Raw genomic sequence first — 26,314 nt, 5'->3', positions numbered from 1 at the left:
CGAATCAGCCGGTTCGACTTTGTTGCCTGGCGAAAATCGCCGCCATTTCCGGATCATCGAGGTGATCCAGCGCTCGCTCCACCAACAAGTGCACCCCGTCGGCCATACGGCTGAGCGCCAGGGCTACGGAGCGGCGTGAGCCGTCCACATCGTCGGCAAGGTCGGCGGCGATGGCGCTGATGGACAGCAAGTCCTCCGAGGCGTTGGCGAGGAGGGCTTCGGTGTTGATGCCGGGGCAGACGCTGAAGAGCTGGCCGTTGCGTTTCGGTGGTTTTGGTTCGGTTGGCGGGAAGTGATGGTCGAGGGCGCGTTCGGCGGCTTCGTTGAGTTTGTTTGAGTCGGGGCTTTCGTATGGGGAAACCGGATCGATTTCCGGTGGGTTTGGTGTGACCTTGAACATGGTTACTTTCCTTTAGTAGGGCCGTGACCATTTCGCGACTAAACGAAAAGGAGGCGGCTGTGCGCAAGTTAGTCGACCGGTAAAGTCACCAAAAACCCGGCGCGCCCAAGGGCGCCATGCGCACAGCCACCATCAAGTGCAGGCAAACACCTGACTGGATGACACTTGTGCAACCGTAGATGACTAGCCGGGCGACTAAACCCGATCACTGATGAGCAGTGACACGAACCAAGTTACCGACCGCCCCCAAGGCGCACAAGCCGGCGGATTCTGGCGTAGCCGTAGGCAACGACGCAAGGTGTTGTAGCTCTCAGGAAGTAACTTACAAGGCTTTTAAACAAGCTCGGTCAAGTGGTGTTTAAGTGGCAGCGACACTGCCACTTTTTTTCTTTCGGGCAAGCGCTACACAATCGAATCAATATCCAAATGGAAGGGTTTGCCCACCGCATGCCCGCCCGTAATTGCCGCAATAGCCGCGCCATTGTCTTCCGGGGGTGACGGAATCATCGCCAGTGGATCGTGGGCAGTATTTTTCGGATGGGCTCTCCAACGTAGCAGGATTTCTTGCACCCACTCGGGCTGGTCGGCATGGCTGCCATAAACATCGGCCACGGTAACTGTGTGCTTGTGCGGCGCTTCCAGGCGAGCTTGGGTCATCCGGAGATTTTCGACTTCTTTTTCAAGATCCCTGATGTCTTGGGCATCTCGCTGAGGATTGGCATAAGCGCGAGACTGCCTTTCGATTTTCGTGCTCAATGCTTTCAGTTGCCCTCTGACGTTTTCCAGATTGGCGTTGACCCGTTCGAATTCCGTCAACGTCACCCGCGAACGTCTTTTTACCTGCGCTTCCTGCCAGCGGCGCAGGGTGGCCCAGCAGCCGGGAATGTAGCTGCCAACCATCGAGTGATGGCCGCCGTCTATTATCTGCCGCAGGAATGAACCACGCTTGGGCAAGCCATTGGTCTGTCGCAGCGCCTCGGCGTAGCCATGGTCGTTGATCGTACTGCAACCCGGTTCCCAGAGAATGGAGGATTTACGTCCATCGCCGAAGTCCACCGGCATGAAGTGACGTAATTTGCCGTGATGCCCATAGGGGTCACCCGTAAAGTTGATGATCCCGCCGATGAAGAAAGCCAAACCACCGACCGGGTGGAAGGCAAGTACCGCTCCATGGGTGGCATACACCGGAACGCGGTTGGACGGCGTGTTCATCCAGGTGGAAGGAACGCTCGGTACGGGGTCGTTGTGGAAGACGACGCGGTGGTGATGCAGCGGTTGTGCAGCCTCGATAAAGGTAGAGTCGGCGGCGCGGGGGGCGCCGTAGGTGTAAAGCACGATGTCTGGCGAGTATTGGGTGTCGCGTCGCAACATCTCCGCCAGTATCAGCGCCACTGCACCACCAAGACTGTGCCCGCAAATTACCAGCTTTTGTCCGCTGTAGAATTTTTCCAAATACTTCACGACAAACTTGTAGGCCACTTTCGCGGCCCGATAAAAACCGTTGTGCACCTTGCCATCCCCTTCCTCGAAGGGTACTTGGTGAGCATCCGCATCAAGCCAGGCGTCGGGCAACTTCTCACTGGTTCCCCGGACAGTGATCAATATCAACTCGTCGTGATGGCTGATAAAGGCCTGAGTGTCCGAGCTTTCCGCTAGTTTGCGATCATCGAGGAAGTGCAGCTTCGCCGGGTGTTCCTGCTCCTCACCCAACTCAGGGTCGTTGACCTCTGGATACAACTGCGGATCGAACGGCACCACTTCCAGACGTTTGGAGTAAGGCACCTCTTCATACATGGGGTAGAACTTCGCAGTCTGTGTGTCATCGACTTGCCATAGCTCATCAAATTGCGGCAAGGCATGACCGAACCAGTTGCCGCTGCTGGGCCGTAATGGAAATGACACGCTGTCGGTGGTTACGGGCTGGGTGTTCGGCTCTTGACCAAATTCGGTGTAACTCAACGTCGACATCAGTGCCAGTTGATAGAGGTTGAGTGCGCAAAACTCGTTGCCTGTCGACAACATCGGTCGCAGCGCTCTCATCGGGCGCACTTCCAACACATGATGTTTGTTCGGCAGTAAGGCAATGCCTTTTGGCTTGGGCGGCGGCGGGGCAAACCCCAGCTCGAACATGCCCATGTCTGCCGGGGTCATGACAGCGCCCATTCCTCCATCCGTGGCACCTTTATTCTGAAGCGTGAATGATCTGGTTTTTGCGGGCTGGCGGAACAGCGTGTGTAACACCGTGTTGGGTGGGGCGCTGCGCGAGGCCAAGGGGGGCAAATGCGCAACGTGCTTGACCAGTTCGCTCACTTCAACCTGGTAATAGGCTTCGGGATCAGCGAGGTCTTTTGCTGGATTTGCGAGAGTGCGTACGCCTGACTTGTCGAAAAAGTGGGTTTTTTCGGCGCGTACTTGTAGTTCTGTGATGGGGAGTGGGTAGTTCGGTCTTTCACGTAAAAACGAGTATGTTTTTTCACTCCCTTGATATGGCTGATTCAGCTTGAGCAATACCGGGCCACAGAAGTGGTTGTCTACCTTTCCAGCCCCGGTTGCATCGAGCTTTCCGGTGTAAACAGCATCCTCGTAATCAGTAACCTCGTAGGGCAAACCGGCATAAGGCTTGCCATCACCGAACTCGTCCACTAATTGAAAGCTCGTCGAATGACCTCGCAGTGGGCAAGCGTGGATATTGCCCCCCATAAATGGCACATCACTTACCGCTAAAGATTCAATGCTCATGGGGTTTGTTCCTTGTTTCCGTGCATCCCGGGTAAATGGTGCAAGTCCGTTCATCCACCAACTTGAAGGTGCTGAAATCCTCGTGATTGCCGAAGCAAAACGCGTATTGGTCTTCGAAGTTGTCGCCCATGCAGCGTTTCCATCCACCGGGCACTTTTACCCAAGTATCACCAATCGCAGGTAGTTCTTCCTCGGCCAACTTGATCTTCAGCCTCACGGTTTTGCCAGGTAGCTGGTTTAGGGTGTAAGCCGTGAAAGGGCGACCTCGGGCGACATTTCCCTGTTCATCCATTCTTTTGCAAGTAAGCAGTTTTATCAGGTAGCGCTTGGGGCCGACTGTGCGAAAAGCCCACTGGCACTCACCAAAGAACTCACCTACGCCGTCAGTGTTGAAAGTGCCCATTTGTCGCTCTAACAACTCTGGGCGCACAGCAATAACGGCATCGTCATAGCTCCGGTTGCCCCGTCCAGGGCCAAAGATGCCCATGACCTCGACCTCCACACGGTTCAACGCCAGCGGACAGCCGCTCACGGTTCTGTAAAGCGGGATCTCGGAAGTCGCTTCGTATTCCATGTAGACCTTGTTGAAACCGAGCTGAGTACCTTTCCCGCCCGGCACGGTGCACGTCTGCCCTTGGGCGGGCACGTAGTTGGCCGTCAGTTCGTACTTGAAGTCAGGCGGGAAATCGGGGACGAAGGTAAATGTCTCTCGCTTTCCAACAGCAGTACAACCCAAAGTAAGGGAAAGAGCAGCGGAGAGGGTTAAGCTTTGAATAACCCGTTTCACGTGCAAAGCAGCTCCACAGCACCCCAGCGCTTTTTGATGCTTCATAGGTTTTCATCCTTGTTTTCCGTGCAGCCAAAGTAAAAAGGGGGAAGTGTTGCGATCAGCCGGTATGTAGAAGGTCAGTTCCCTTCTGCGCTTACCTTTGATTACCCGGGGAATTTTCCACACAAAGCGTTCCCTTTGTAGCTATGAACTAAAGGTCCTAGAAACATAAGAGGGCCGCAGGCATAAAAATCAGAGTTGAATTTTTGGTCTTTGTACACCTTGCATACAGGCAGCATTAATGGGATTGGTAAAATTAGAGCCCATAGCGTAATCCCACACCACTCACGGGTTGTTTTGTCTCCGCTTCGTGTATAAGGATCAGGTGTTTTTAGGGTGTAACCAATGCAGCCAGTTAAAGAGGTCGTAATCAAAATTACGATAATTCTGTTTGCTGCTAATTTAATTATTTTCATATTGTCGTTTTTAAAGTTCGCATTGATTGGGTGATTTCGTACCTTTTTAAGGCGCTGACGACGCGCTTTATATGTCCGCATCTCCCTGCCAATACAGCACTTGCTGATACACCCGCTCAAAATGCGCCGCCGAGTCCTCTTCCGGCTTCGGTTGCCATGTCCTGGGCGGTAAGTACCCCGGTGCCTTCAAGCACTGAGTCAACAAAAAATGCACCTGCTCGGGTTGCTGCCAATTCCATAAATGGGCCAGTTGAATCAGGCCCCACAACCAGTCATCCACGTTCCGCTCTGCGGCGAGCCGAGCCAGGGCTTCGGTGTGCTCACGGACCAAATAGCGGCGCGTGTTATCGAACTGAACATTCGCGTAGACAATCTCCGGCGTCGGGGTTTTCAGCCACGCCGGCTCAAGGGGCAGCGGATGTTTGCCGGGGTCAGGGTTGTCCGTGACCGTCCATTGCTCGGCGTGCCAATAACAAACGCTGGCGATCGGCCCCAGATAATCGGCGTACTGCTCCGGTTGCAGATAGCTGAGGGCGCGCCCCAGTACGCGATTATCGTGGAAGCGATACAGCGCCAGATTCGGGCGCTCACCGACCACCAACCGGTCGCGCCAGTGAGCGACCAAAGCATCAAGGTCCGTGAGAGCGGCGCTTGCCAGCCAGCCCCAATGACACTCTGGCGTATCGAGCAGCGCCTGAATGACCGGATGTTTGACGGTCCCCAGCTGAAAAAGAACTGGGCCTGCTTGCGCCATTGAATTCGCCGCCGTGCCTATATACAGATTGCGGTACCGCTCGGCGCCCAGTTCCTTGGTTAACGCGTTGCGCTCGTCGAGATGACCGTCTGAGTCGAGCACCAGATAGAGTTCCCGTGCGGACCGGGATTGATCGAACAGCCATTGTTCAAGGGTATTCATGCGACTTCTCCGATGCTGCATTGGCCAGCAAGACAGGCCTCGCAAAGCGGGCAGTAGTCCGCCGCCTGCTGTCGGGCGCTGGCGACGATGGACATTGGGTTGGCGATAGCGGCATTCGCAGTGCGAGCCGGAACTTGTAGCGCCTGTAACGGCTGAATACCCGCCAGTGGCGCACCGCCCTCGACGATGGCCACGCTGCTGAAAATCCCGCCCGCGTTGATGACAATGTGGTGACCTCCCGCCGTGAGCGTCAGGCTCATGCCCGCATCGATCACTACGTTGGTGGCAGTGACATGAGCCTGTTGACCAGCCTGAATCACCAGCGAACCCGCGGACGTGGTGCTGCTGTTGCCGCTGATAGTGATCAACTCGTCACTGCCGATCACCGTGCTGCGCGCGCCTTGGGTGGTGTGTAATTCCTTGCCCCTGATCAGGCTGGTGCTGTTGTTATCCACCTGTTCGAAGCGGTCGTTGTTGATCAGGCTGTGGCTGTCGTTGAGGATCAGTTGCTCGATGTCGCGTTGTGCGCGTAGGTAGATTTTTTCCCGCCCGGCGCGGTCTTCAATCGACAATTCGTTGTAGCCGCCATTGCGCGGTGAGCTCTGGCTGCGCAGCACCGTTCTGGTTTTGTGCTCGGGCAGTGGATGCGCGACGGACATGACCTTGTTGGTCACACAACCGGTGATCAACGGTTGATCCGGATCGCCTTCCTGAAAAGTCACGACCACTTCCATCCCGACGCGCGGGATCGTCACCGCGCCAAATCCCTCGCCTGCCCAGCTAGACGCAACTCGTAGCCAGCAGCTGCTGTTTTCGCTATTGAGTTCTGCTCGATCCCAAGGCATTTCGACGCGAACCCGGCCGTATTCGTCGCAAAAAATTTCCTCTCCGGGCGGACCTGTGACACGAGCGGTCTGGCAGACCAACACAGGTTTTCGGGGGGGCAGAGGAGGGCGGTAGAGCACGTCTGACGGAATAGCGTTGAAGCTGTTGCGATAGCCTTGAGTGAAACCGTCCGTGGGTGGGGCGTCGCTGACGAATGCCTCTTCCAGAGATTGCGGTTGTTTCCCTTCGTGACGAAGGCTCATCAGCAACCACAAGCCGTTGCAGGTTGTGCGCGGGTGTTCAGTCAGGTCGAACAAGTAACCGCTACGCAGTGTCGGCTGATTGCTTGCTCCCTCGACCAACTGATAGTCGCTGCGGTGTCGCTCCAGTGCTTGGCGGACGAGTTGTTTGCCATGTTTCTCAGACTTCATTGGCAGCGGATAGCGGTAGTCTTCAAGCTCGGGGGTGAATTCGGCGGTGAAGCGACTTTCCAGCAACAGGCTCGGGCGTTTCAGGTCATAGTCGCGGCGTGTGACCGTGCTGGTGCGGGTGCTGAAACCCATGGCAAACCGGTGGACGACCGGATGCTCGGCGACCATGCCGGCGCCTTGCCGATAGGGGGTTGCGCCGAGAGTCGGTAAAAAGACCTGGTCGTCGGTGAACACCAGCAAATGACTTTCAGGCGAATGCTGGTGATGCCATGCAATACCGTCTTCAGCGCACAGACGCTGGACGAATTCGAAGTCACTTTCCCCATATTGGGTGCAAAACTCGCGCTTGACGCTGGTGCTGACATGGAAGGTAAACACATCCGTCTGCATGCCATGTTTTTGGAGAACCTGAGTGATGATTTGTGGCACGGTCAGATTCTGGAAAATCCGTTGGTTGTGGCTGAACTTTAAGTAGTAGAGGCTGGGGACCAGTGTCAGCTGATAGCGGGTCAGGCGCTTTCCGGATTCGCCCGCAACCACATTTTCGATATGGCCATGAATGCCCTCGCCGTTGAGGCCGAATTGGAGAAATGCGGGTTGGTTGAGCAAGCTTTCCAGATCGAAATCCGGATGCTCGCTGACCAGGTCAACCTGAATCGAATACAAGGCGCTGATGGTTTCCGTGCCTTCGAAGGCCAGCACTTTGAAGTCGTTGTGAACCGTCGGGATCAGGAGGGTGAAGTGGGCAACGTTGGCCGGTGCAAGCATGCGCTTATCCTTTTGCTACGTAGTCGCTCGTCCTTAAGCTGAAAGAAAAATCGGCGAAACCGAGCCATACGTGCCCGGATTAAGTCGCCAAAATGCCGGGCACGCTAACAAGGCATGCAAAGTATTGATGTAGGAAGGATCTTGAAGAGTGGTGTGATATTTCCCAGATACCCGAAGTTCCATTTTGGAACTTTGTTTTAAATTCAAAGTGGCCATCATAGTGATGGCACTTTTCTTATCGGCAGTTGTCACTCGTCGCTTTATTCATCGATGCCGTAACATTTCGGAATGCTCCTACATTTATATTTTTTAGTTTTTGGCATGCTGCGCGCCTGCCAAAGGGAGCAATCGGCAATGAATATGCGATTAATTCAGGTGAAAGAAGCGGAGGCCTCTACCTCAACGGTTTCAGGGCGTTGGGTCGAGCGCTGAATTATTAAACTGACATCAGGGATCCCCTTGCTACATATAGGGAGATCTCCTACGAGAGATAAACGCGCTTCGTCTTATTGTTTAATCGGGTGCTTGCTAGTGGCCATCATCGTGAGTACGATGCGCCCACTTTGAAAGAGCACGATCTCAATTGGATGAGACATTTCGCAGCTCTTTGATTCTGTCTCACGCCGTTGGAACTCCAATGAGCGTATGACCGTAATCCAAACTAAAGGCCATGGATGTCCTACTCAAGCAAACTTTCTGCTCATTACCTCGATCTCGCAAAAGCCTCTGTTTCCAAAGAGAATTTCGCGGGCGAGGATGTTCGCTTTTCGAGCGAATATGAGTCACTGGAAAGCGAGCTGGCCAAAGCCTCGTCCATGCACGAAAGCGGTCAGATCGACTGGCTGAAAATCCGTGAAAACAGCGAAAACCTGCTGCGCACCCAGTCCAAGGATTTGCGCGTCGGCGCCTGGCTGACCTGGGCCCTGTACCAGCGCGAATCCTTCCAAGGCCTGCTCGCCGGCCTCGGTTTGCTGCACTACCTGTGCGAAAGCCACTGGGCCGAAGTCCACCCGAACAAGGCACGTACGCGCTCCGCTGCGATCAGTTGGCTGGTGCCGCGTCTTGAGCAGGTGCTGACCGAAAACGTCGCGATCAAAGAGCAGTTGCCGATGTTCCGCCGTCTGGTGGAACACCTGGAAGGCCTCGACGCCGCGTGCACCGAGCACCTGGGTGACGACGCGCCGTTGCTGCTGCCAATCTCCCGCCGCCTGAAAAACATGGTGCAACGCGCCGCCGACAACCAGCCGGAACCAGGCGTGGTCGGTGCGGCCGTGGCTCAGGTCAAACAAGTCGCGACGCAACTGTTGACGCCCGGCGCGCCGATCGACAACGAAAAAGAAGCTCACAAAGCCCTGCGCGCGCAGCAAGAAAGCGCCCGGCCATTGTGCGCCTGGTGGCTCAAGCAGAAAGCCACCGACCTGCGTGCCCTGCGCCTCAATCGCACGCTGTTGTGGTTGCCCATCGACGCTGTCCCCGAGCGCAACGCCGAGCAGATCACCGTGCTGCGCGGTTTGCCGGCGGACAAGCTCAAGGCCTATCAGGACCGTTACGATCAAGGCAAATACGCCGACCTGTTGGTGGAACTGGAGGCGAGCCTGGCGAAGGCGCCGTTCTGGTTCGATGGCCAGCGAATGGTCTGGGAATGCCTCCAGGCACTCAACGCAGAAATGGCGATGCGCGAAGTGGAAATCCACTTCGCGCTTTTGGTTCAGCGCCTGCCCGGTATTGTCGAATTGCGTTTCCATGACGGCGCGCCGTTTGCCGATCCGGCTACTCGCGCCTGGATCAGCGCCAACGTCATGCCGCACCTGCAAAGCGCCAGTGCGCCGCGCAAAGTCGAAGTCGCCGACACCCAGCCCGCCTGGGAACTGGCCCTCGAAGAGGTCCTGCCGATTCTGCGCAAGGACGGCCTCAAGGCTGCCGTGCAAATCCTCAAGCAGGGCCTGCAAAGCGCCAACGGCGGGCGCGTGAGATTCTTCTGGCAGTTCGCCCTCGCGCGGCTGTGCTTCATGGCCAAGAAATACGAACTGGCCAAGACCCAACTCGAAACCCTCGACCAAACATTACAGGACTCAGGCCTGCACGCCTGGGAGCCCGATCTTGCGCTGGAAGTGCTGCATTTACTGCATAGCTGCTGCGAGTTGTTGCCGCAGAACCATGCCGTACGTGAACGCAAGGAAGAGATTTATCGCAGGCTGTGCCACCTCGATCTCGAAGTGGTACTCGAATAGGCCCCAGGGCCACAACCGCAAGGAGAAAAGCCATGGCCAAAGAAGGCTCGGTAGCCCCCAAGGAACGCATCAACGTCACGTTCAAACCTGCCACCGGTGGTGCCCAGGAAGAGATCGAACTGCCGTTGAAACTACTGGCAATCGGTGACTACACCCACCGCAAGGACGAACGCAAAGTCGAAGATCGCAAGCCGATCAGCATCGACAAGATGACCTTCGACGAGGTGCTGGCCAAGCAAGAGCTGCAGCTGACACTGAGCGTACCGAACCGTCTTCAGGAAGAAAGCGACACTGAAGAACTGGCCGTGAAACTGCGCGTCAACTCGATGAAGGACTTCAACCCGGCCAGCCTGGTCGAGCAAGTGCCTGAGCTGAAAAAACTGATGGAACTGCGCGACGCGCTGGTGGCCCTCAAAGGCCCGCTGGGTAACGCGCCTGCGTTCCGCAAAGCCATCGAAGGCGTTCTCGCCGACGACGAATCCCGCGGTCGCGTACTGGGTGAGCTGGGCCTGAACGCCGCAGCCCAGGACGTCTGAGTCTCCATCAGCCAAGGAAGCCAACATGAGCACGAGTGCAGCGCAGCAAAAGAGTAACGAGAACGGCGAATACAGCATTCTCGACAGCATCATCGCCGAAACCCGCCTGACCCCGGACGACGAAGCCTACGACATCGCCAAGCGCGGTGTGTCGGCCTTCATCGAAGAGCTGCTCAAGCCGCAGAACAACGGCGAGCCGGTCAAGAAAGCCATGGTTGACCGCATGATCGCCGAGATCGATGCCAAGCTCAGCCGTCAGATGGACGAGATCCTCCACCATCCGGACTTCCAGTCCCTGGAATCGTCGTGGCGTGGCCTGCAGTTGCTGGTCGACCGCACCAACTTCCGCGAAAACATCAAGATCGAAATCCTCAACGTCTCCAAAGAAGACCTGTTGGACGATTTCGAAGATTCGCCGGAAGTGATGCAGGCTGGCCTGTACAAGCACATCTACACCGCTGAATACGGCCAGTTCGGTGGTCAGCCGGTAGGCGCGATCATCGCTAACTACTTCATGTCCCCAAGCTCGCCGGACGTGAAACTGATGCAGTACGTGTCCAGCGTTGCGTGCATGTCCCACGCGCCGTTCATTGCCGCCGCCGGCCCGAAATTCTTCGGCCTGGAAAGCTTCACCGGCCTGCCGGACCTGAAGGATCTGAAGGATCACTTCGAAGGCCCGCAATTCGCCAAATGGCAGAGCTTCCGCCAGTCGGAAGACTCCCGTTACATTGGCCTGACCGTGCCGCGTTTCCTGCTGCGCAACCCGTACGACCCGGAAGAAAACCCGGTCAAATCGTTCGTGTACAAAGAAACCGTCGCCAACAGCCACGAGCACTACCTGTGGGGCAACACCGCCTACGCGTTCGGCACCAAGCTGACCGACAGCTTCGCCAAATTCCGCTGGTGCCCGAACATCATCGGCCCACAGAGCGGTGGCGCGGTTGAAGACCTGCCGTTGCACCACTTCGAAAGCATGGGCGAAATCGAAACCAAGATCCCTACCGAGGTATTGGTCAGCGACCGTCGTGAATACGAACTGGCCGAGGAAGGCTTCATCTCCCTGACCATGCGCAAAGGCTCCGACAACGCGGCGTTCTTCTCCGCAAGCTCGGTGCAGAAGCCGAAGTTCTTCGGCATCAGCGCAGAAGGCAAGGCCGCAGAGCTGAACTACAAGCTCGGCACCCAACTGCCGTACATGATGATCGTCAACCGCCTGGCTCACTACTTGAAAGTGCTGCAGCGCGAGCAACTCGGTTCGTGGAAAGAACGTACCGACCTCGAGCTGGAACTGAACAAGTGGATCCGCCAGTACGTGGCCGACCAGGAAAACCCGAGCGCCGAAGTTCGTGGCCGTCGTCCGCTGCGCGCTGCCCAGATCATCGTCAGCGATGTCGAAGGCGAGCCTGGCTGGTACCGCGTCAGCCTGAACGTGCGCCCGCACTTCAAGTACATGGGTGCCGATTTCACCCTGTCGCTGGTTGGCAAGCTGGACAAAGAGTAAGCGGAGCTAACTCATGACTGGATACGGCAGCCTTTTCGAACGCCTGGGTGGCGACGCGGACAAACGCGTCGGCTGGAGCCGCGAGGTTTCCGCCATGGCGTCCGTGGCTGCCCATCTGGCCAAGATGCTCAGCACCCGTGCGGGCAGCGTGCAAACGCTGTCCGATTACGGGCTACCCGATCTCAATGACATGCGCCTGAGCCTGCACGACTCCCTGAGTCAGGCCCGCCTGGCCATCGAAAGCTTCATCGAAGCCTACGAACCGCGCCTGAGCAACGTGCGTGTCATCTCCCTGCCGCGTGACAACGATCAGCTTCGTCTGTCCTTCAGCATCGAAGGCCTGCTGGAAGTTGATGGTTTCAAGCGCCAGGTCAGTTTCGCCGCGCGCCTGGATGGCAGCGGTCAAGTAAAGGTCACTTAAGGAGATTCGTATGTCCGGCAAACCAGCAGCACGCGTATCCGACCCCACCGCTTGCCCGCTCCCCGGCCACGGCACCAACCCGATCGCCGCCGGTTCCGGCGACGTCTTCTTCGACGGCCTCGCGGCCGCCCGCCAAGGCGATGCCTCGGCGTGTGGTGGTGCGATGTCGGGCGGGTTGGCGACGACGGTTTTGATTAACGGGAAACCGGCTGCGACGGTGGATTCCGTTGGGACTCATGGCAACAAGGTTACGGCCGGGTCCGGGACGGTGATTATCGGGAATTCGCATTCGCCGGTGCCGTTTGTGGCGCCGTTGCCGTTAATGCTGTTTACCCACACTCAGCATGTAGTGATGGAAGATCAGGATGGAAATCCTCTGCAGGATATTCCCTATCAGATCACTACGGCTAAAGGTCAGGTCATCTCTGGCCAGAGCGATGCGATGGGAAGAACCCAGTTAGTCGGTGGTAAGGAAGGTGAAGCCTTCGACTTTCACGCTGCGATTGGTGGGGCAATGGTATGAGTGCAGAAGTTCTATCTACATTAATGGCGCGCTCAATTGCACTTACCCCAAAGGAAGACAAAGCACCAAAAAAAGTTACTTACAAGGTGTTCTGGAAAACAACTGCTTTCTGGACTGATGCGGATATTGCTGACTATCACAAAGAAGCACCAGAGATAGCAGAACGGCTTATCGTAGAAAAATACTGGACTAAAGAGGGGGCGGTTAGCGGAAATAAATTCACCTGTGAAGATTTCGCACTCAGATTGCTTTGTGAATTTTCCTCTAGTCGCGGGTTGCCGATTAAGCTAAAAACCGGAGTAAGAACCTATAGAAATATGGAGAACTACTCTGCCGCTGAGCATGATCGCTACCTATCGCACATGTATGGTTTCTGCGAAATGGTCATGTTGACTTACGGCGCCCCAGATATGCAGCGAGTTGGCGAAAATACGTTATCGGTCGAGACAGCCGAGGCCTTGCTACCTGGAGATATCCTCGCTCAAGCATTGGACCGGCCCAAGGACATCGCCCACCACGTTCAAATTACCGTGAGTGTCAACGAGTCGAAAATCGAAATTAGGCAGGGCAACACAAGCGGAGTAAGCGTCCGTCCTTTCACTACGGTTCAAAAATGGCTTGGATCAAACATGGCTGATCCGCAAAACTCGGGCTACGCGGGAATGCCGATAGAGAAAGGATATTACACAAAGCATGCGGTGGGTTGGACTTACCGTAATGAAAGTACAGGGGCAATGGCTGAAGATTTCCTGAAGAAATTCCTGTTTTATAGGTGGAATTTTATGGAGTTCAACAAATGACTTTTCGAGACTATTTGGCAAGCGTTGCTGATAGCGATTTTTTTGGTGTGTTGGCGATTTTATGTTCGTTAGTGGCGCTGCTGGGGTTGTTTAGACAAGTCAGAGAAAGGCGCCTCCATAAAATTATGATGTATGTGTGTGTGCTGATAGTGCCGGTGATTCATATCATTGGTACTTATTACTTAAATCAGCCGCCGGCCTGAATGAGCCAGTTTTGTGAGTGGGGGGCGCGCAAAAAAAGGGTCTGTCCCCATTATCAATTTTGCTGATGACAAATTGGAAATAGACGAATGAAGATTCTGAAAAGACTAGCCATCTCACTCGCTATTATCTTTGTTCTGCTCGTAGTGGCGGTGTTTGCTCTGCTGGAGCGTGATGACGGAAAGGGGCCTGTATTGAAAGATCATCCAAATGCTTTTTGGAGCGGGGCGGAAGACGGTGGCTCCTTCTTTGAAATTACACAGTCGAGCCCCCCAAGCTACTACGTCGAATTACGCCATGAAAGCGGTGATATCTGGTCCAAAGGCTGGGTGACACATGTGAAGAAGGACGGGAGCCAGCTTTCTAACGAAGATTTTATGGGGTACGACGGAGGTGATGAAGTTTACTTGCAGGACGAAACTGCATTGAAGTTGAACCCGGCGTTGGTGAAGTAACATGACAGCATGCGCATTCCTTAACTTAACGGAAAAGGGGGCTGTCCTTAATGTTTGCTGGGTTTCAGGTGAGCAGCGCCGGCTCGAATTGGCAAAGACCCTCTATTCGCGGAGGCTTGCGTTGATGAGTAGTGCAACAAAAGTCAAAACTATGATCATCATGGCAGCCGCATTGATCGTACCGTTTGCATTGCTCGAAATTTATGCGGTTGTCCGGTTTGGATTTGCTGAACCTTATAGTTATTTGCTTTCCGTTCCATTGGGAGTGATTTCGTTCTTACTATTGCAGTTCGCTATTGGTTATGGGGTGGTTAAGGGGTGGGCGGTCTGCAGAATGCCTGGTAACTACTATTTATTGGTGCTTTGGATAGTCAGCTTGTTGGCGATATTTGTGCTTCCTGTGTGTTATTCAGGTGGGCCAATGTCGTGATTAGGTATTTTTATTTTTTTGTCTCTGCAATTTTGCTTTTTATGTCATTCACTGACCCAAAAACCAGATGGTTAGTGAGTGGTGCTGATGTTTACGGAAGTTTGTTTGTTTTTTGTGCGGTGCTTTATATCCCGCTGATGGCATGTGTTTTTTATTATTTTGTAAAAACAGTGGTAGTTGTTTTTAAGTCGAAGCGCTTACAAGGTGGATTTCATTCCTTGGTCGCTACCGCTGTAGGTGTTGTTACGCTTTATAGCTTCAATCACTGGGTGTTCAATGAAATTTACTAATGATCCAGCGCAGAACATCCAGAAAAGTGGAAGTTGCGCTTGTCCGAATTTTTTCAGGGTTGTGCTCTGGGTACCGTTATTGGTGTTGCTGCTTCTCATATTGATTGAGCAGAGCAACGAAAACGCGTCGGTTTTGAACTGGCATCAGATGCTGTTGATCTACGTCCTCGCATTCGGAGTCCCGGCCTATACCGCTTTCGCCCTGTGGGCAACGCGTGAGCTGAGCGGAAAAACCGAACAGCAGATCATCAAAAAAATCTGGTGTGCGCCGCTGATGTTCATCCCGTTTTACGCCGTCCCCTGGGTGATTTATGGGCTGGTAAACGCATTGATGGGTGATATGGCTGGCTTCGCAATGACGTTGGGCTGGCTGGCTTTTTTACCGTACCTGCTCATCGCCGGCTACGTGATTTCCGGTGTGACAGTCGCGCTCTACAGGACAGTTTTTTCATGAGATCCACCACCAGGAAGGTACCCCGTGTCCTTTAACCACTACTACCAAAGCGAACTCACCGCACTTCGCCAGTTAGGTCGTCGATTCGCCGAGCGTAGCCCGGCGTTGGCGCCTTTCCTCGGTCAGGCCGGCCGAGATCCAGACGTGGAGCGGTTGCTGGAGGGTTTTGCATTCCTGACCGGTCGCCTGCGTCAGAAGCTCGACGATGAACTGCCAGAGCTCAGCCATTCCCTGATGCACCTGCTGTGGCCCAACTACATGCGGCCGCTGCCAGCGTTCAGCATTTTGCAGTTCGACCCGTTGAAGCGTTCGGGGCCCGCGTTGAGGGTCGAGCGCGACACGCCAATCGAGAGCGTGCCGATCGATGACGTGCGTTGCCGCTTCCGTACCTGCTACCCGACCGAAGTCTTGCCGCTGGATCTGGCCGCGCTGAATTACTCGGTGAAGGGCGACGGTTCGCTGTTGAGCCTGCGTCTGGAGATGAGTGCTGACGGTCACCTCGGTGAGTTGGAACTGAGCCGCCTGCGTCTGCACTTCGCCGGTGAGCGCTACATCAGCCAGATGCTGTACCTGAGCCTGCTGCGCAATCTGGAAGGCATCGAGCTGATCCCGCTGGACGGCGCCGGCAAGCCCATCAACGGTGTCAACGGCACGCCGATGGCGTTCAAGATGCCCGGCGACCGTGTGCAGCCGGTGGGTTTTGCCGAAGAAGAAGCGTTGATCCCGTATCCGCTGAACACCTTCCGCGGCTATCGCTACTTGCAGGAATACTTCGCCTTCCAGGACAAATTCCTCTTCGTCGACATCAACGGTCTGGATCTGCTCAAAGCATTGCCGGAAGACACGCTCAAGCAGATGCGCGGCCTCGAATTGCGCTTCGACATTCGCAAGAGCGGCATCATGCGCATGCGTCCGACGCTGGATAACGTGAAGCTCTATTGCACGCCCATCGTCAACCTGTTCAAGCACGACGCCTTGCCGATCCGCCTCGACGGCAAGCAGGACGAATACCTGCTGCTGCCCGCCGAATTCGATCTGCAAAATTGCGGCGTGTTCTCGGTGGAAACCGTGACCGGCTGGAAGCCCGGCGGCCTCGGTTATCAGGAGTACGTGCCGTTCGAATCCTTCGAGCACGACCCGAGTTTCGACGTGCCCAACAGCCGTCCGCATTACAGCATTCGCCAGCGTTCCTCCTTGCTGCACGACGGCCTCGACACCTACCTGAGCTTCGGCATCCGCCACACCGAAGCCCATGAAACCCTGTCGATCGAGCTGATGTGCACCAACCAGAACCTGCCGCGCAAGCTCAAGCTCGGCGACATCTGCATGGCCTGTGAAGAGACGCCGGAGTTTTTGAGCTTCCGCAACATCACCCCGGCCACGTCGAGTTTCGCGCCGCCGCTGAACCGCGACTTCCTCTGGAAGTTGATCAGCAACATGTCGCTTAACTATTTGTCCCTGGCCGACGTCAATGCGTTGAAGGTGATTCTCGAAACTTACGATTTGCCGCGCTACTACGACCAACACGCGGAAAAAGTCAGCAAGCGCCTGCTCGGCGGGCTCAAGTCGATCAAGCACCACCACGTCGACCGGTTGCACCGAGGGTTGCCGGTTCGCGGGTTGCGCACCGAGCTGACCATCGACCCGGAAGGGTATATCGGCGAGGGCGACTTGTTCGTTTTCGCTTCGGTTCTCAACGAGTTTTTCGCGCTTTACGCCAGTCTCAATTCGTACCACGAGCTGCGGGTAAAAAGCACACAGGGAGAGGTGTACCAATGGACACCACGTATGGGCCTGCAGCCGCTTCTTTAAGCGGACTGACCCGAGGAATACGCGAGTACTCGCTGTTTCAGGCCGTGCTGCTGGTGATTGACCGGCTGCGCGAGGCCCACCCGCACCTGAGCGAAGACGACCTGTACGACCAGCTGGAATTCCAGGCCAACCCGAGCCTGGGTTTCCCTGGCAGCGACGTTGATCGCGTGGAGTTTTTCCAAGAGCACGGGCACATGCGTGCGCGCCTGCGGTTCAACCTGATCGGCCTGGTCGGCTCCGGTTCGCCGCTGCCGGCGTTCTACGGCGAACAGGCGTTGGGCGACAGCGAAGACGGCAACCCGACCCGCAACTTCCTCGATCTGTTTCACCATCGCCTGCAACGGCTGATGCTGCCGATCTGGCGCAAGTACCGCTACCGCGCAAGCTTCCAGAGTGGTGCCCTCGACCCGTTTTCGGCGCAGCTGTTTGCCTTGATCGGCCTTGGCGGCGAAGAGATCCGCAAGGCCCAGGAACTGAACTGGAAACGCCTGCTGCCGTACCTCGGCTTGCTCAGCTTGCGGGCGCACTCGGCGGCGCTGATCGAAGCGGTGCTGCGTTACTACTTCAAGCACGCCGAGCTGACCATCGAGCAATGCATCGAGCGCCGCGTGGAAATTCTCGACGAGCAGCGCAACCGTCTGGGCCGCGCCAACAGCCTGCTCGGCGAAGACCTGGTGCTGGGCGAACACGTGCGCGACCGCAGCGGCAAATTCCGCATTCACATCCGCGAACTCGACTGGCAGCGCTTTCACGAATTCCTGCCAATCGGTTTCGGCTACCAGCCGTTGTGCGCGCTGGTGCGGTTCACCCTGCGTGACCCGCTCGACTACGACATTCGCCTGGTGTTGCGCCAGGAAGAAATCCGCGAACTGCGCATCGGTGAGCAGAACGCCTGTCGCCTGGGATGGACCAGTTGGCTGGGCCGCGAAAAAGCGGACGGCGTGGTGACCCTGGGCAGCAAAATTCATTAAGGACAGATGACCAATGATCAACGTAGACCTGCAACAACTTATCCAGGCGCTGGACGCCGAAACCCGTCGTGATCTGGAAAGTTCTGCCGAACGCTGCGTCGCCCGTGGCGGCAGCAAGATACTCGTCGAAGATCTGCTGCTGGGCCTGCTGGAGCGCCCGCAAGGCCTGCTCGCACGCGCGTTGCAAGATGCCGAAGTGGATGCCGGTGAGCTGAGCGCCGCGCTGCAATCGCGAGTCGAGCACAGCGCCTCGCGCAACCCGGTGTTCGCCCCGGAACTGGTGCAGTGGCTGCAAGATGCGTTGCTGGTGGCCAACCTTGAACTGGGCCAGAGCCAGGTCGAGCAAGCCGCGTTGATCCTCGCGCTGCTGCGCAATCCGATGCGCTACGCCGGCAGCCGCTACCAGTCGTTGCTGGCCAAGCTGAACATTGAGCGCCTGAAAGAATTTGCCCTGTCGCAGAAAGAGCAACCGGCCACCGGTAAGCCTGCCGTACCGGGCGAATCACTGCTGCAGCGCTTCACCCACAACCTGACCCAACAGGCCCGCGACGGCAAACTCGACCCAGTGCTGTGCCGTGATGGCGCGATCCGGCAGATGGTCGACATCCTCGCCCGTCGCCGCAAAAACAACCCGATTGTGGTCGGCGAAGCTGGCGTCGGTAAAACCGCGATTGTCGAAGGTTTGGCTTCGCGCATTGCCGCCGGTGAAGTGCCGCAAGTGTTGAAAGGCGTCGAGCTGCTGTCGCTGGACATGGGCCTGTTGCAGGCCGGCGCCAGCGTCAAAGGTGAATTCGAGCGTCGCCTCAAAGGCGTGATCGACGAAGTCAAAGCCTCGCCGAAACCGATCATCCTGTTCATCGACGAAGCCCACACGTTGATCGGCGCGGGCGGCAATGCCGGCGGTTCCGATGCGGCCAATTTGCTCAAACCAGCCTTGGCCCGTGGCGAGTTGCGCACCATCGCCGCCACCACATGGGCGGAGTACAAGAAGTACTTCGAAAAAGACCCGGCCCTGGCCCGTCGTTTCCAACCGGTGCAACTGCACGAACCGACCGTCAGCGAAGCGGTGACCATCCTTCGTGGTTTGGCTCAGGTGTACGAGAAGAGCCACGGCATCTACCTGCGCGACGACGCGGTGGTGGCGGCGGCGGAATTGTCCGCCCGTTACCTCGCAGGCCGTCAGCTGCCGGACAAAGCCGTCGATGTGCTCGACACCGCCTGCGCCCGTGTTCGCATCAGCCTCGCCGCTGCCCCGGAAAGCCTTGAACGTCTGCGTGGCGAACTGGCTGAAGGGGGCCGTCAGCGCCAGGCGCTGCGTCGTGATGCCGAAGCCGGTTTGTTGATTGATCACGAAGCGCTGGATGCTTTGGAAGATCGTCTGGCCGCCGCCGAAGACGAAATGGTCGCCCTCGAAACGCTGTGGACCGAGCAGAAAGAACTGGCCGAGCGCTTGTTGGATCTGCGTCAGCAACTGGCCAAGGCTCGCGAAGCGGCTGCCGTCGAACCGACCGTCACGGTTGAAGAAGACGCCGAAGGCACCGTGATCGAAACCCTTGAAACGGTGAATGACGTCGCGTCCCTCGAAACCGCGCTCAACGAAACTCACAAAGCCCTGACCGATGCTCAGGTCAAAGAACGCCTGGTCAGCTTCGAAGTCTGCCCGCGTCTGGTCGCCGAAGTCATCAGCGCCTGGACCGGCGTGCCGCTGGCGCAACTGGCCCGCGAACACAACGCCAAGGTCGCCAGTTTCGCCACCGACCTGCGCACGCGCATCCGTGGTCAGGAACAAGCCGTGCACGCACTGGACCGCTCGATGCGCGCCACCGCTGCCGGCCTGAACAAACCGGATGCACCGGTGGGCGTGTTCCTGCTGGTGGGCCCGAGCGGCGTCGGCAAGACCGAAACCGCGCTGGCCCTCGCCGATTTGCTGTACGGCGGTGATCGTTTCATCACCACCATCAACATGTCCGAGTTCCAGGAGAAGCACACCGTGTCGCGCCTGATCGGTGCACCGCCGGGCTACGTCGGCTACGGCGAGGGCGGCATGCTCACCGAAGCCGTGCGGCAGAAGCCGTACTCCGTTGTGTTGCTCGATGAGGTCGAAAAGGCTGACCCGGACGTGCTCAACCTGTTCTACCAAATCTTCGACAAAGGCGTGGCCAACGACGGCGAAGGCCGCGAGATCGACTTCCGTAACACGCTGATCCTCATGACCTCGAACCTGGGCAGCGACCGCATCAGCGACCTTTGCGAAAACGGTGCACGGCCAACTGCCGAAGTGCTCGAAGAAACCATTCGCCCGGTGCTCAGCAAGCACTTCAAACCGGCGCTGCTGGCGCGGATGCGTGTGGTGCCTTACTACCCGGTCGGCGGCCCGGTGCTGCGTGAGCTGATCGAAATCAAACTCGGTCGTCTGGGCGAGCGCCTGAACCGTCGTCAGCTGGATTTCACCTACTCGCAAGACCTCGTCGATCACCTGGCCGAGCGCTGCACCCAAAGCGACAGCGGCGCGCGTCTGATCGACCACTTGCTGGACCTGCACGTACTGCCGCTGGTGGCCGACCGCTTGCTCGACGCGATGGCAACCGGTGAAAGCCTCAAGCGCGTCCACGCGACGCTCGACGGTGGCGCCAGCGTGACCTGCGAGTTCGCCTGAGGTGGGTGTGATGTTCACTCAAGTGCCGCAGCCGCTGGTGTATGCCGAAGCGTTGCTGGCGCAGTTCGCCAGCCTGTCGCGCGCGGCGGACGGCGCTGCGCTGCTGGGTGACTTCGTGCGCGGGGTGGCGGAACTCAGCGGTTGCGAGTTGACGCAGCTGTACCTGCTGGACGCGACCCACACGTGCCTGGGGATGAACGCCGAGTGCCTGAACGGCATTCTGCAGCCGCGCGAATCGGCAAGCTTGCCGGCGGATTACAACGGTGAACAACTGCTGCAATTCGCCCTGTGCCAGAACCGCGTGGTGAGCCTCGGCGAACTGAGCGGCAGCCTGCACGAAACCAGTTTCCTGCCGCCGCAGGCCACGCCGTGGCAGTCGCTGCTGTGCGTGCCGCTGGTCAATCAGCAGAAGGCGGTCGAAGGTTTGTTGCTGTGCGCCAGTCGTCGGCACATGGACCTGCAAGGCTTCGCCGATTCCCTCGGGCAACTGGGGTCGTTTGTGCTCGGCCAACTGCATCTGCTGCAACGTCTGCGTCAGCCGGTCGGTGATGCACGGCCATTGAAAGCCAGCATCCCGAGTGCCAGTGGTTACGGCTTGATCGGCAAGAGCAAGGCCATGCGCGAAACCTATTCGCTGATCAGCAAAGTCCTGCACAGCCCGTACACCGTGCTGCTGCGCGGCGAGACCGGCACCGGTAAGGAAGTGGTCGCACGCGCCATTCACGACTGCGGCCCGCGCCGTTCCCAGGCGTTCATCGTGCAGAACTGCGCGGCGTTCCCCGAGAACCTGCTGGAAAGCGAACTGTTCGGCTACCGCAAAGGCGCCTTCACCGGCGCGGATCGCGACCGCGCCGGGCTGTTCGACGCGGCCAACGGCGGCACCTTGTTGCTCGATGAAATCGGCGACATGCCGCTGTCGCTGCAAGCCAAGTTGCTGCGCGTGTTGCAGGAGGGCGAGATCCGCCCGCTGGGTTCCAACGACACTCACAAGATCGACGTGCGCATCATCGCAGCGACGCACCGGGATTTGTCGGTGCTGGTCAGCGAAGGCAAATTCCGCGAGGACTTGTACTACCGCCTCGCGCAATTCCCGATTGAGTTGCCGGCCCTGCGTCAGCGCGAAGGCGACATCCTCGACCTGGCCCGGCACTTCGCCGACAAGGCCTGCTCATTCTTGCAGCGCGATGCGGTGCGTTGGTCCGATGCGGCGCTGGATCACCTGTCCGGTTATGCCTTCCCCGGCAACGTGCGCGAACTCAAAGGCCTGGTCGAGCGCGCGGTGTTGCTGTGCGAGGGCGGCGAGTTGCTGGCCGAGCATTTCTCCCTGCGCATGGAAGCCGTGCCGGAAGACAACAGCCTGAACCTGCGTGAACGCCTGGAGCAGGTCGAACGCAGCCTGTTGCTCGATTGCCTGCGCAAAAACGACGGCAACCAGACCCTCGCTGCCCGCGAACTCGGGCTGCCGCGTCGCACGCTGCTGTACCGCCTCGGGCGCCTGAACATCAATCTCGGTGACTTCGATGGCTAGGCAAATGACCGTCGATTTCACCTCATTCGCTTCTGATAGCGCCGCCCGAACGGGCCGGCGCTTTGTGCTTTGTCTACCCCTGGAGACCCTCTGATGTCTGTTCGTCACTGGCAAGCCGTCCTGCTGACCCTCGTCGTTCTATGCGGCCTTGGCGGCTGCAGCGGCAATTACAAATTCAACGACAACACCTATCGCCCATTGGGTGATCCGCAGGCGGTCAATCGCGGCAAGTGACCGCAAGGAGTATCACCATGGAATTGGTTTTCGAAATGCTGAACACCAAGCAGTTCGTGCCCACGGAGCTGTGCCAGAAGACCTTCAAGCAGGCCGGCGGCGTGATTGGCCGGGGCGAGGATTGCGACTGGATCATCCCGGACCGCAAGCGCCACCTGTCCAATCACCATGTGGACATCAGCTTTCGCGAAGGGACGTTCTTCCTGACCGACACCAGCAGCAACGGTGTCCAGGATGGCGGGAGCGGCGCACGCTTGCGCAAGGGCGAACCGATGCGCATCGAGCATGGCAGCACCTACGTGCTGGGTGATTTCGAGATCCGTGCGCGGCTGGTGCGTGACCCGGCGACCTTCGACGTCGAAGTCGGTCGCCCACAAGCAGCGGGCAGCATCATCCCGGATGACGCGTTCCTTGACCTCGATCCGCTGAACGCCCTTGATCAGCAAGAGCGCGTGTACTCGGAAATCGAAGAGTTGATCACCCCGAGCACCACGATCGAGGACACCCGTCAGCGCGCCGACTATGCGCGCATCGACATGGAAAGCCTGATGGTGCCGGAGTTGATCAACGCCCCCGCCGAACCTGCGCCAAGCCCTGTCGCAAAAGCGCCTGAGCGCCAGAGCGAAGGTTTCTGGGAGCACTTCGGTGCAGCGCTGGGCGTGGACCTCAAAGGCCTCGACCACGACGCCCGCGAAGCCCTGGCGCTGAACGCGGCACGCCTGCTCAAGCAAAGCGTCGGCGGTTTGCAGCAGAGCCTGCGCACCCGCAGCGAACTGAAAAACGAACTGCGTCTGGCCCAGACCACCGTGCAAGGCACGAACAAGAACCCGCTGAAATTCGCCGTCGATGCCGGTGAAGCGCTGGGCATTTTGTTGCAGCCGAACAAGCCGGGCCAATTGCCGGCCGAGCAGTCGATCTCCCGTGCGTTCCGCGATTTGCAGGCACATCAGGTGGCCTTGCTGACCGCCAGCCGCGCCGCCGTTCGCGGCACGCTGGAACACTTCTCGCCGCAGCAACTGACCCTGCGTTTCGAGCGCGACAACAAGCCGTTGCTGGCCACCTCCGGCAGCCGCTGGAGAGCGTACGGTCGTTATCACCAGGCCCTGCGTCAGGACGATGACTGGAGCGAACGCCTGCTGGCCCGCGACTTCGCTCAGGCCTACGAAGAACAGATCCGCCTGATTTCCACCCTTCACACCGACCACCAAGGATGATGCGCATGTCTCGCTGCTCGACCGCTTTTTCAAGATGCTGACTGCGTTCGCGGTGCTGGTGCTGCTGGCCGGTTGTTCGTCGCTGTCGCCGTATTCCAAAGTCACCAAGGTCAACCTGAAGCTCACCGGCAGCGATCAGCTGAACCCGGACCTCAACGGGCGCCCGTCGCCGGTTGTCGTGCGTCTGTTCGAGCTCAAGCACCCGGTGACATTCGAGAACGCCGACTTCTTCAGCCTGTACGAGCGCGCCAAGGAATCCCTGGCCCCAGACCTGGTGGCCAGCGAAGAACTCGAACTGCGCCCGGGCGAAACCATCGAGCTGAAACTCAGCGTGGAGGAGGGCAGCCGTTACGTCGGGATCCTCGCGGCCTACCGCGACCTGCCGGAAACCAAATGGCGCTACACGGTGCAAGTCACCCCGCTGGAAGTCACCGAGGCTGACCTGACCCTCGACCAGGCCGGTATTCGCAACAGCAACGAAAAGCTCGCCAAGGCGGATGACTGATCATGAATTCCCATAAAGTCATTTGGCAGGAAGGCATGCTGCTGCGTCCGCAGCACTTCCAGCACAACGATCGCTACTACGACCACCAGATGAAAACCCGCACGCAGTTGTTGGGCAGTTACACCTGGGGTTTCCTCAATCTCGACATCGATTTGCAGTTCCTCAACATGGGCAAACTGGTGATCAGCCAGGCCTCGGGGATTCTGCCGGACGGCAGCCTGTTCGAACTCGGCGGCAACACCGAGCCACTGGCGCTGGACGTGCCGCCGAACACCGGCAACACGCCGATTTACCTGGCGTTGCCGCTGGTCACCGGTAACCACATCGAGTCGCGCCGCCCGGAGCAATCCGACGTGCTGGCGCGCTACACCGCGTACGAAGCGGAAGTGGCCGACTCCAACGCCGGCGACGATTCCGCCAGCCAGGTCAGCTGCGGTCGCCCGGACTTCAAACTGTTGCTCGGCGAGCAGCAGAGCGATCAGGCCTACGTGAAGCTGAAGATCTGCGACGTGCTCGACACCACGCCCGACGGCGTGATCAGTCTCGATCCGGATTTCGTGCCGACCTACATTCAGGCGCATTCCTCCAGCTATTTGCTGTCGTGCCTGAAAGAAGTGATCAGCATGCTCGGTCACCGGGGCGACACCATCGCCGAGCGCATCCGCTCCAACGGCAAGGTCGGTGGCGCGGAAGTCGGCGACTTCATGATGCTGCAACTGATCAACCGCACCGAGCTGCTGCTGCGTCACTACCTCGGTCTGGAACAGGTTCACCCGGAAGAGTTGTACCGCACGCTGCTGACCATGCTCGGTGATCTGGCGACCTTCTCCAGCGACAGCAAGCGCCCGCGTCTGGACAGCCGTTACCAGCACAGCGACCAGGGTGCGAGCTTCCGCAAACTGATGGAAGCGATCCGTCAGGTGCTGTCGATGGTGCTCGAACAGCACGCCATCGAACTGGTCCTGCAAGCGCGTCAGTACGGGATCATCGTCTCGCCGTTGCACGACCACAAACTGCTGGGCTCGGCGTCGTTCGTGCTCGCGGCCAGTGCCAACTGCGATTCCGAAGAACTGCGCCACCGCTTGCCGGCGCACCTCAAGGTCGGCCCGGTGGAGCGCATCCGCCAACTGGTCAACCTGCACCTGCCGGGCATCAAGGTCAAACCGTTGCCGGTGGCCCCACGGCAGATCGCGTTCCACTCCAACAAAACCTATTTCATTCTCGAACTCAGTTCCGAAGACCTGGCACAACTGGAGCGCTCCGGCGGCTTCGCGTTCCACGTGTCCGGCGAATTCGCCGAGCTTGAATTGAAATTCTGGGCCATCAGGAACTGACCGACATGATCAAGGACATGGAACACCATCAGGACGATAAAACCGTCTTGCTCGACCGCCAGGGCCACGGCCCGGCGCAAAGTCCGCTGACCGACTTCGCCGCACCGCCGCGTTTCGAACAACTCGAAGAGCGGATGATCTACGCCGCGCGCCTGCGCCCGGCAGAGACCTTCAACATCAGCCTCAATTCGCTGGTGGCCGCCGGTTCCGACCTGTTGTCGGAAGTGGTTCGCCTCAAGCACAGCGACAGCCGCGAAGACATGTACGCGCTCAACGAGCGCCTGACCGCCGGGCTGAAACTGTTTGAAGTGCGCGCGCTGCACAACGGCGCCGAAAGCAGCCAGGTGATGGCTGCGCGTTACGTGCTCTGCACCGTGGTCGACGAAGCCGTCGTGACCACGCCGTGGGGCAACGAAAGCGAGTGGTCGCAGATGAGCCTGCTCAGCAGCTTCCACAACGAAACCTTCGGTGGCGAGAAGTTCTTCCAGCTGCTGGATCGCCTGTCGAAAAACCCGGTCAAGCACCTGCCGATGCTGGAGCTGATGTACCTGTGCCTGTCCCTCGGTTTCGAAGGCAAGTACCGCGTGCAAGCGCGCGGCATGCTCGAACTCGAAGGCATCCGCGACGCCTTGTATCGGCAGATTCGTCAGCTGCGCGGCGACGTGCCGCGTGAACTGTCGCCGCATTGGGAAGGCTTGAACGACCAGCGTCGCAGCCTGGTGCGCATCGTGCCGGCGTGGATGGTGGTGCTGTTCACCGTGGTCTGCCTGGTGGTGATGTATTCGGGGTTCGCCTGGGTCTTGGGCGAGCAGCGCGACACCGTTCTGCAACCTTATCAGCCGCTGGATTCCGCCGCGGCCCAGCCGCTGTCGCAGCCGTAAACAGGGACGTGTG

The 26,314-nt window shown here is 58.1% G+C and carries 23 protein-coding genes and 1 pseudogene; 19 read left to right on the top strand and 5 right to left on the bottom strand.

Going from position 1 to position 26,314, the window contains the following annotated elements:
• Nucleotides 1-4 precede the first annotated feature (4 nt).
• From K5R88_RS20605 to K5R88_RS20585, 5 genes are all read right to left on the bottom strand, one after another.
• Nucleotides 5-400 (bottom strand): DUF6124 family protein, encoded by a 396-nt coding sequence (locus tag K5R88_RS20605; protein ID WP_226298273.1) that lies wholly within the window; start codon nucleotides 398-400, stop codon nucleotides 5-7.
• Nucleotides 401-802: 402 nt separating this feature from the next.
• Complete coding sequence (locus K5R88_RS20600) at nucleotides 803-3,139, bottom strand: lipase family protein (RefSeq protein ID WP_226298272.1); 2,337 nt, start codon at nucleotides 3,137-3,139, stop codon at nucleotides 803-805.
• Nucleotides 3,129-3,926, bottom strand: a complete 798-nt coding sequence (locus K5R88_RS20595) for a hypothetical protein (RefSeq protein ID WP_226300275.1) — start codon at nucleotides 3,924-3,926, stop codon at nucleotides 3,129-3,131. The genes K5R88_RS20600 and K5R88_RS20595 overlap by 11 nt, the downstream gene beginning before the upstream one ends.
• A 525-nt stretch (nucleotides 3,927-4,451) precedes the next feature.
• Entirely contained in the window at nucleotides 4,452-5,300 is an 849-nt protein-coding gene (locus K5R88_RS20590) for a DUF4123 domain-containing protein (protein ID WP_226298271.1), read from the bottom strand.
• Complete coding sequence (locus K5R88_RS20585) at nucleotides 5,297-7,324, bottom strand: type VI secretion system Vgr family protein (protein WP_226298270.1); 2,028 nt, start codon at nucleotides 7,322-7,324, stop codon at nucleotides 5,297-5,299. The genes K5R88_RS20590 and K5R88_RS20585 overlap by 4 nt, the downstream gene beginning before the upstream one ends.
• A 674-nt stretch (nucleotides 7,325-7,998) precedes the next feature.
• On the opposite strand from K5R88_RS20585, the gene tssA reads away from it, so the two are divergent.
• From tssA to icmH, 19 genes and pseudogenes are all read left to right on the top strand, one after another.
• Nucleotides 7,999-9,555, top strand: a complete 1,557-nt coding sequence (gene tssA, locus K5R88_RS20580; RefSeq protein ID WP_008038109.1) for a type VI secretion system protein TssA — start codon at nucleotides 7,999-8,001, stop codon at nucleotides 9,553-9,555.
• A 32-nt stretch (nucleotides 9,556-9,587) separates the two neighbouring features.
• Nucleotides 9,588-10,091, top strand: coding sequence for a type VI secretion system contractile sheath small subunit (tssB, locus tag K5R88_RS20575; RefSeq protein WP_008030679.1), 504 nt, complete (start codon nucleotides 9,588-9,590; stop codon nucleotides 10,089-10,091).
• Nucleotides 10,092-10,116: 25 nt separating this feature from the next.
• Entirely contained in the window at nucleotides 10,117-11,592 is a 1,476-nt protein-coding gene (gene tssC / locus K5R88_RS20570) for a type VI secretion system contractile sheath large subunit (RefSeq protein ID WP_008030678.1), read from the top strand.
• Nucleotides 11,593-11,605: 13 nt separating this feature from the next.
• Nucleotides 11,606-12,013: a type VI secretion system baseplate subunit TssE gene (gene tssE, locus K5R88_RS20565; RefSeq protein ID WP_008038101.1), complete on the top strand. Its 408-nt coding sequence runs from the start codon at nucleotides 11,606-11,608 to the stop codon at nucleotides 12,011-12,013.
• A 10-nt stretch (nucleotides 12,014-12,023) separates the two neighbouring features.
• Nucleotides 12,024-12,536 (top strand): PAAR domain-containing protein, encoded by a 513-nt coding sequence (locus K5R88_RS20560; RefSeq protein ID WP_008030675.1) that lies wholly within the window; start codon nucleotides 12,024-12,026, stop codon nucleotides 12,534-12,536.
• Entirely contained in the window at nucleotides 12,533-13,336 is an 804-nt protein-coding gene (locus K5R88_RS20555) for a hypothetical protein (RefSeq protein ID WP_008030674.1), read from the top strand. Before K5R88_RS20560 ends, K5R88_RS20555 begins: the two co-directional genes overlap by 4 nt.
• The gene (locus tag K5R88_RS20550; protein ID WP_008030673.1) at nucleotides 13,333-13,539 is read left to right on the top strand and encodes a hypothetical protein; all 207 of its coding nucleotides are present in this window, start codon (nucleotides 13,333-13,335) and stop codon (nucleotides 13,537-13,539) included. Before K5R88_RS20555 ends, K5R88_RS20550 begins: the two co-directional genes overlap by 4 nt.
• 87 nt (nucleotides 13,540-13,626) lie before the next feature.
• Nucleotides 13,627-13,992: a hypothetical protein gene (locus K5R88_RS20545; protein WP_223450070.1), complete on the top strand. Its 366-nt coding sequence runs from the start codon at nucleotides 13,627-13,629 to the stop codon at nucleotides 13,990-13,992.
• A 124-nt stretch (nucleotides 13,993-14,116) separates the two neighbouring features.
• Entirely contained in the window at nucleotides 14,117-14,422 is a 306-nt protein-coding gene (locus K5R88_RS20540) for a hypothetical protein (RefSeq protein WP_223450069.1), read from the top strand.
• Nucleotides 14,423-14,698: 276 nt separating this feature from the next.
• The gene (locus K5R88_RS20535) at nucleotides 14,699-15,166 is read left to right on the top strand and encodes a hypothetical protein (protein WP_223450068.1); all 468 of its coding nucleotides are present in this window, start codon (nucleotides 14,699-14,701) and stop codon (nucleotides 15,164-15,166) included.
• A 24-nt stretch (nucleotides 15,167-15,190) separates the two neighbouring features.
• A complete protein-coding gene (gene tssF / locus K5R88_RS20530; protein ID WP_008030663.1) occupies nucleotides 15,191-16,978 on the top strand; it encodes a type VI secretion system baseplate subunit TssF in 1,788 nt (595 codons plus the stop codon).
• Entirely contained in the window at nucleotides 16,942-17,949 is a 1,008-nt protein-coding gene (tssG, locus tag K5R88_RS20525; RefSeq protein WP_008030662.1) for a type VI secretion system baseplate subunit TssG, read from the top strand. Before tssF ends, tssG begins: the two co-directional genes overlap by 37 nt.
• Before the next feature lie 13 nt (nucleotides 17,950-17,962).
• Complete coding sequence (gene tssH, locus K5R88_RS20520) at nucleotides 17,963-20,605, top strand: type VI secretion system ATPase TssH (RefSeq protein WP_223415122.1); 2,643 nt, start codon at nucleotides 17,963-17,965, stop codon at nucleotides 20,603-20,605.
• A gap of 10 nt (nucleotides 20,606-20,615) precedes the next feature.
• Nucleotides 20,616-22,133 (top strand): sigma-54 interaction domain-containing protein, encoded by a 1,518-nt coding sequence (locus K5R88_RS20515; protein WP_008038096.1) that lies wholly within the window; start codon nucleotides 20,616-20,618, stop codon nucleotides 22,131-22,133.
• 93 nt (nucleotides 22,134-22,226) lie between these two features.
• Nucleotides 22,227-22,367: a hypothetical protein gene (locus K5R88_RS20510; protein ID WP_008030659.1), complete on the top strand. Its 141-nt coding sequence runs from the start codon at nucleotides 22,227-22,229 to the stop codon at nucleotides 22,365-22,367.
• 17 nt (nucleotides 22,368-22,384) lie between these two features.
• On the top strand, nucleotides 22,385-23,581 hold the full coding sequence (gene tagH / locus K5R88_RS20505) for a type VI secretion system-associated FHA domain protein TagH (protein ID WP_008030658.1): 1,197 nt from the start codon (nucleotides 22,385-22,387) through the stop codon (nucleotides 23,579-23,581).
• Nucleotides 23,582-23,586: 5 nt separating this feature from the next.
• A pseudogene (tssJ, locus tag K5R88_RS20500) lies at nucleotides 23,587-24,086 on the top strand (type VI secretion system lipoprotein TssJ).
• 2 nt (nucleotides 24,087-24,088) lie between these two features.
• Nucleotides 24,089-25,420, top strand: coding sequence for a type VI secretion system baseplate subunit TssK (gene tssK / locus K5R88_RS20495; RefSeq protein ID WP_008030656.1), 1,332 nt, complete (start codon nucleotides 24,089-24,091; stop codon nucleotides 25,418-25,420).
• A gap of 5 nt (nucleotides 25,421-25,425) precedes the next feature.
• Nucleotides 25,426-26,301, top strand: coding sequence for a type IVB secretion system protein IcmH/DotU (icmH, locus tag K5R88_RS20490; protein WP_008030654.1), 876 nt, complete (start codon nucleotides 25,426-25,428; stop codon nucleotides 26,299-26,301).
• Nucleotides 26,302-26,314: the final 13 nt, after the last annotated feature.

It is taken from the genome of Pseudomonas sp. MM213, from assembly GCF_020423045.1.
In the GTDB taxonomy this organism is placed as follows: domain Bacteria; phylum Pseudomonadota; class Gammaproteobacteria; order Pseudomonadales; family Pseudomonadaceae; genus Aquipseudomonas; species Aquipseudomonas migulae.
The sequence above is the reverse complement of the archived record's forward strand: the minus strand, read 5'-3'. Positions and strand labels throughout refer to the sequence as shown.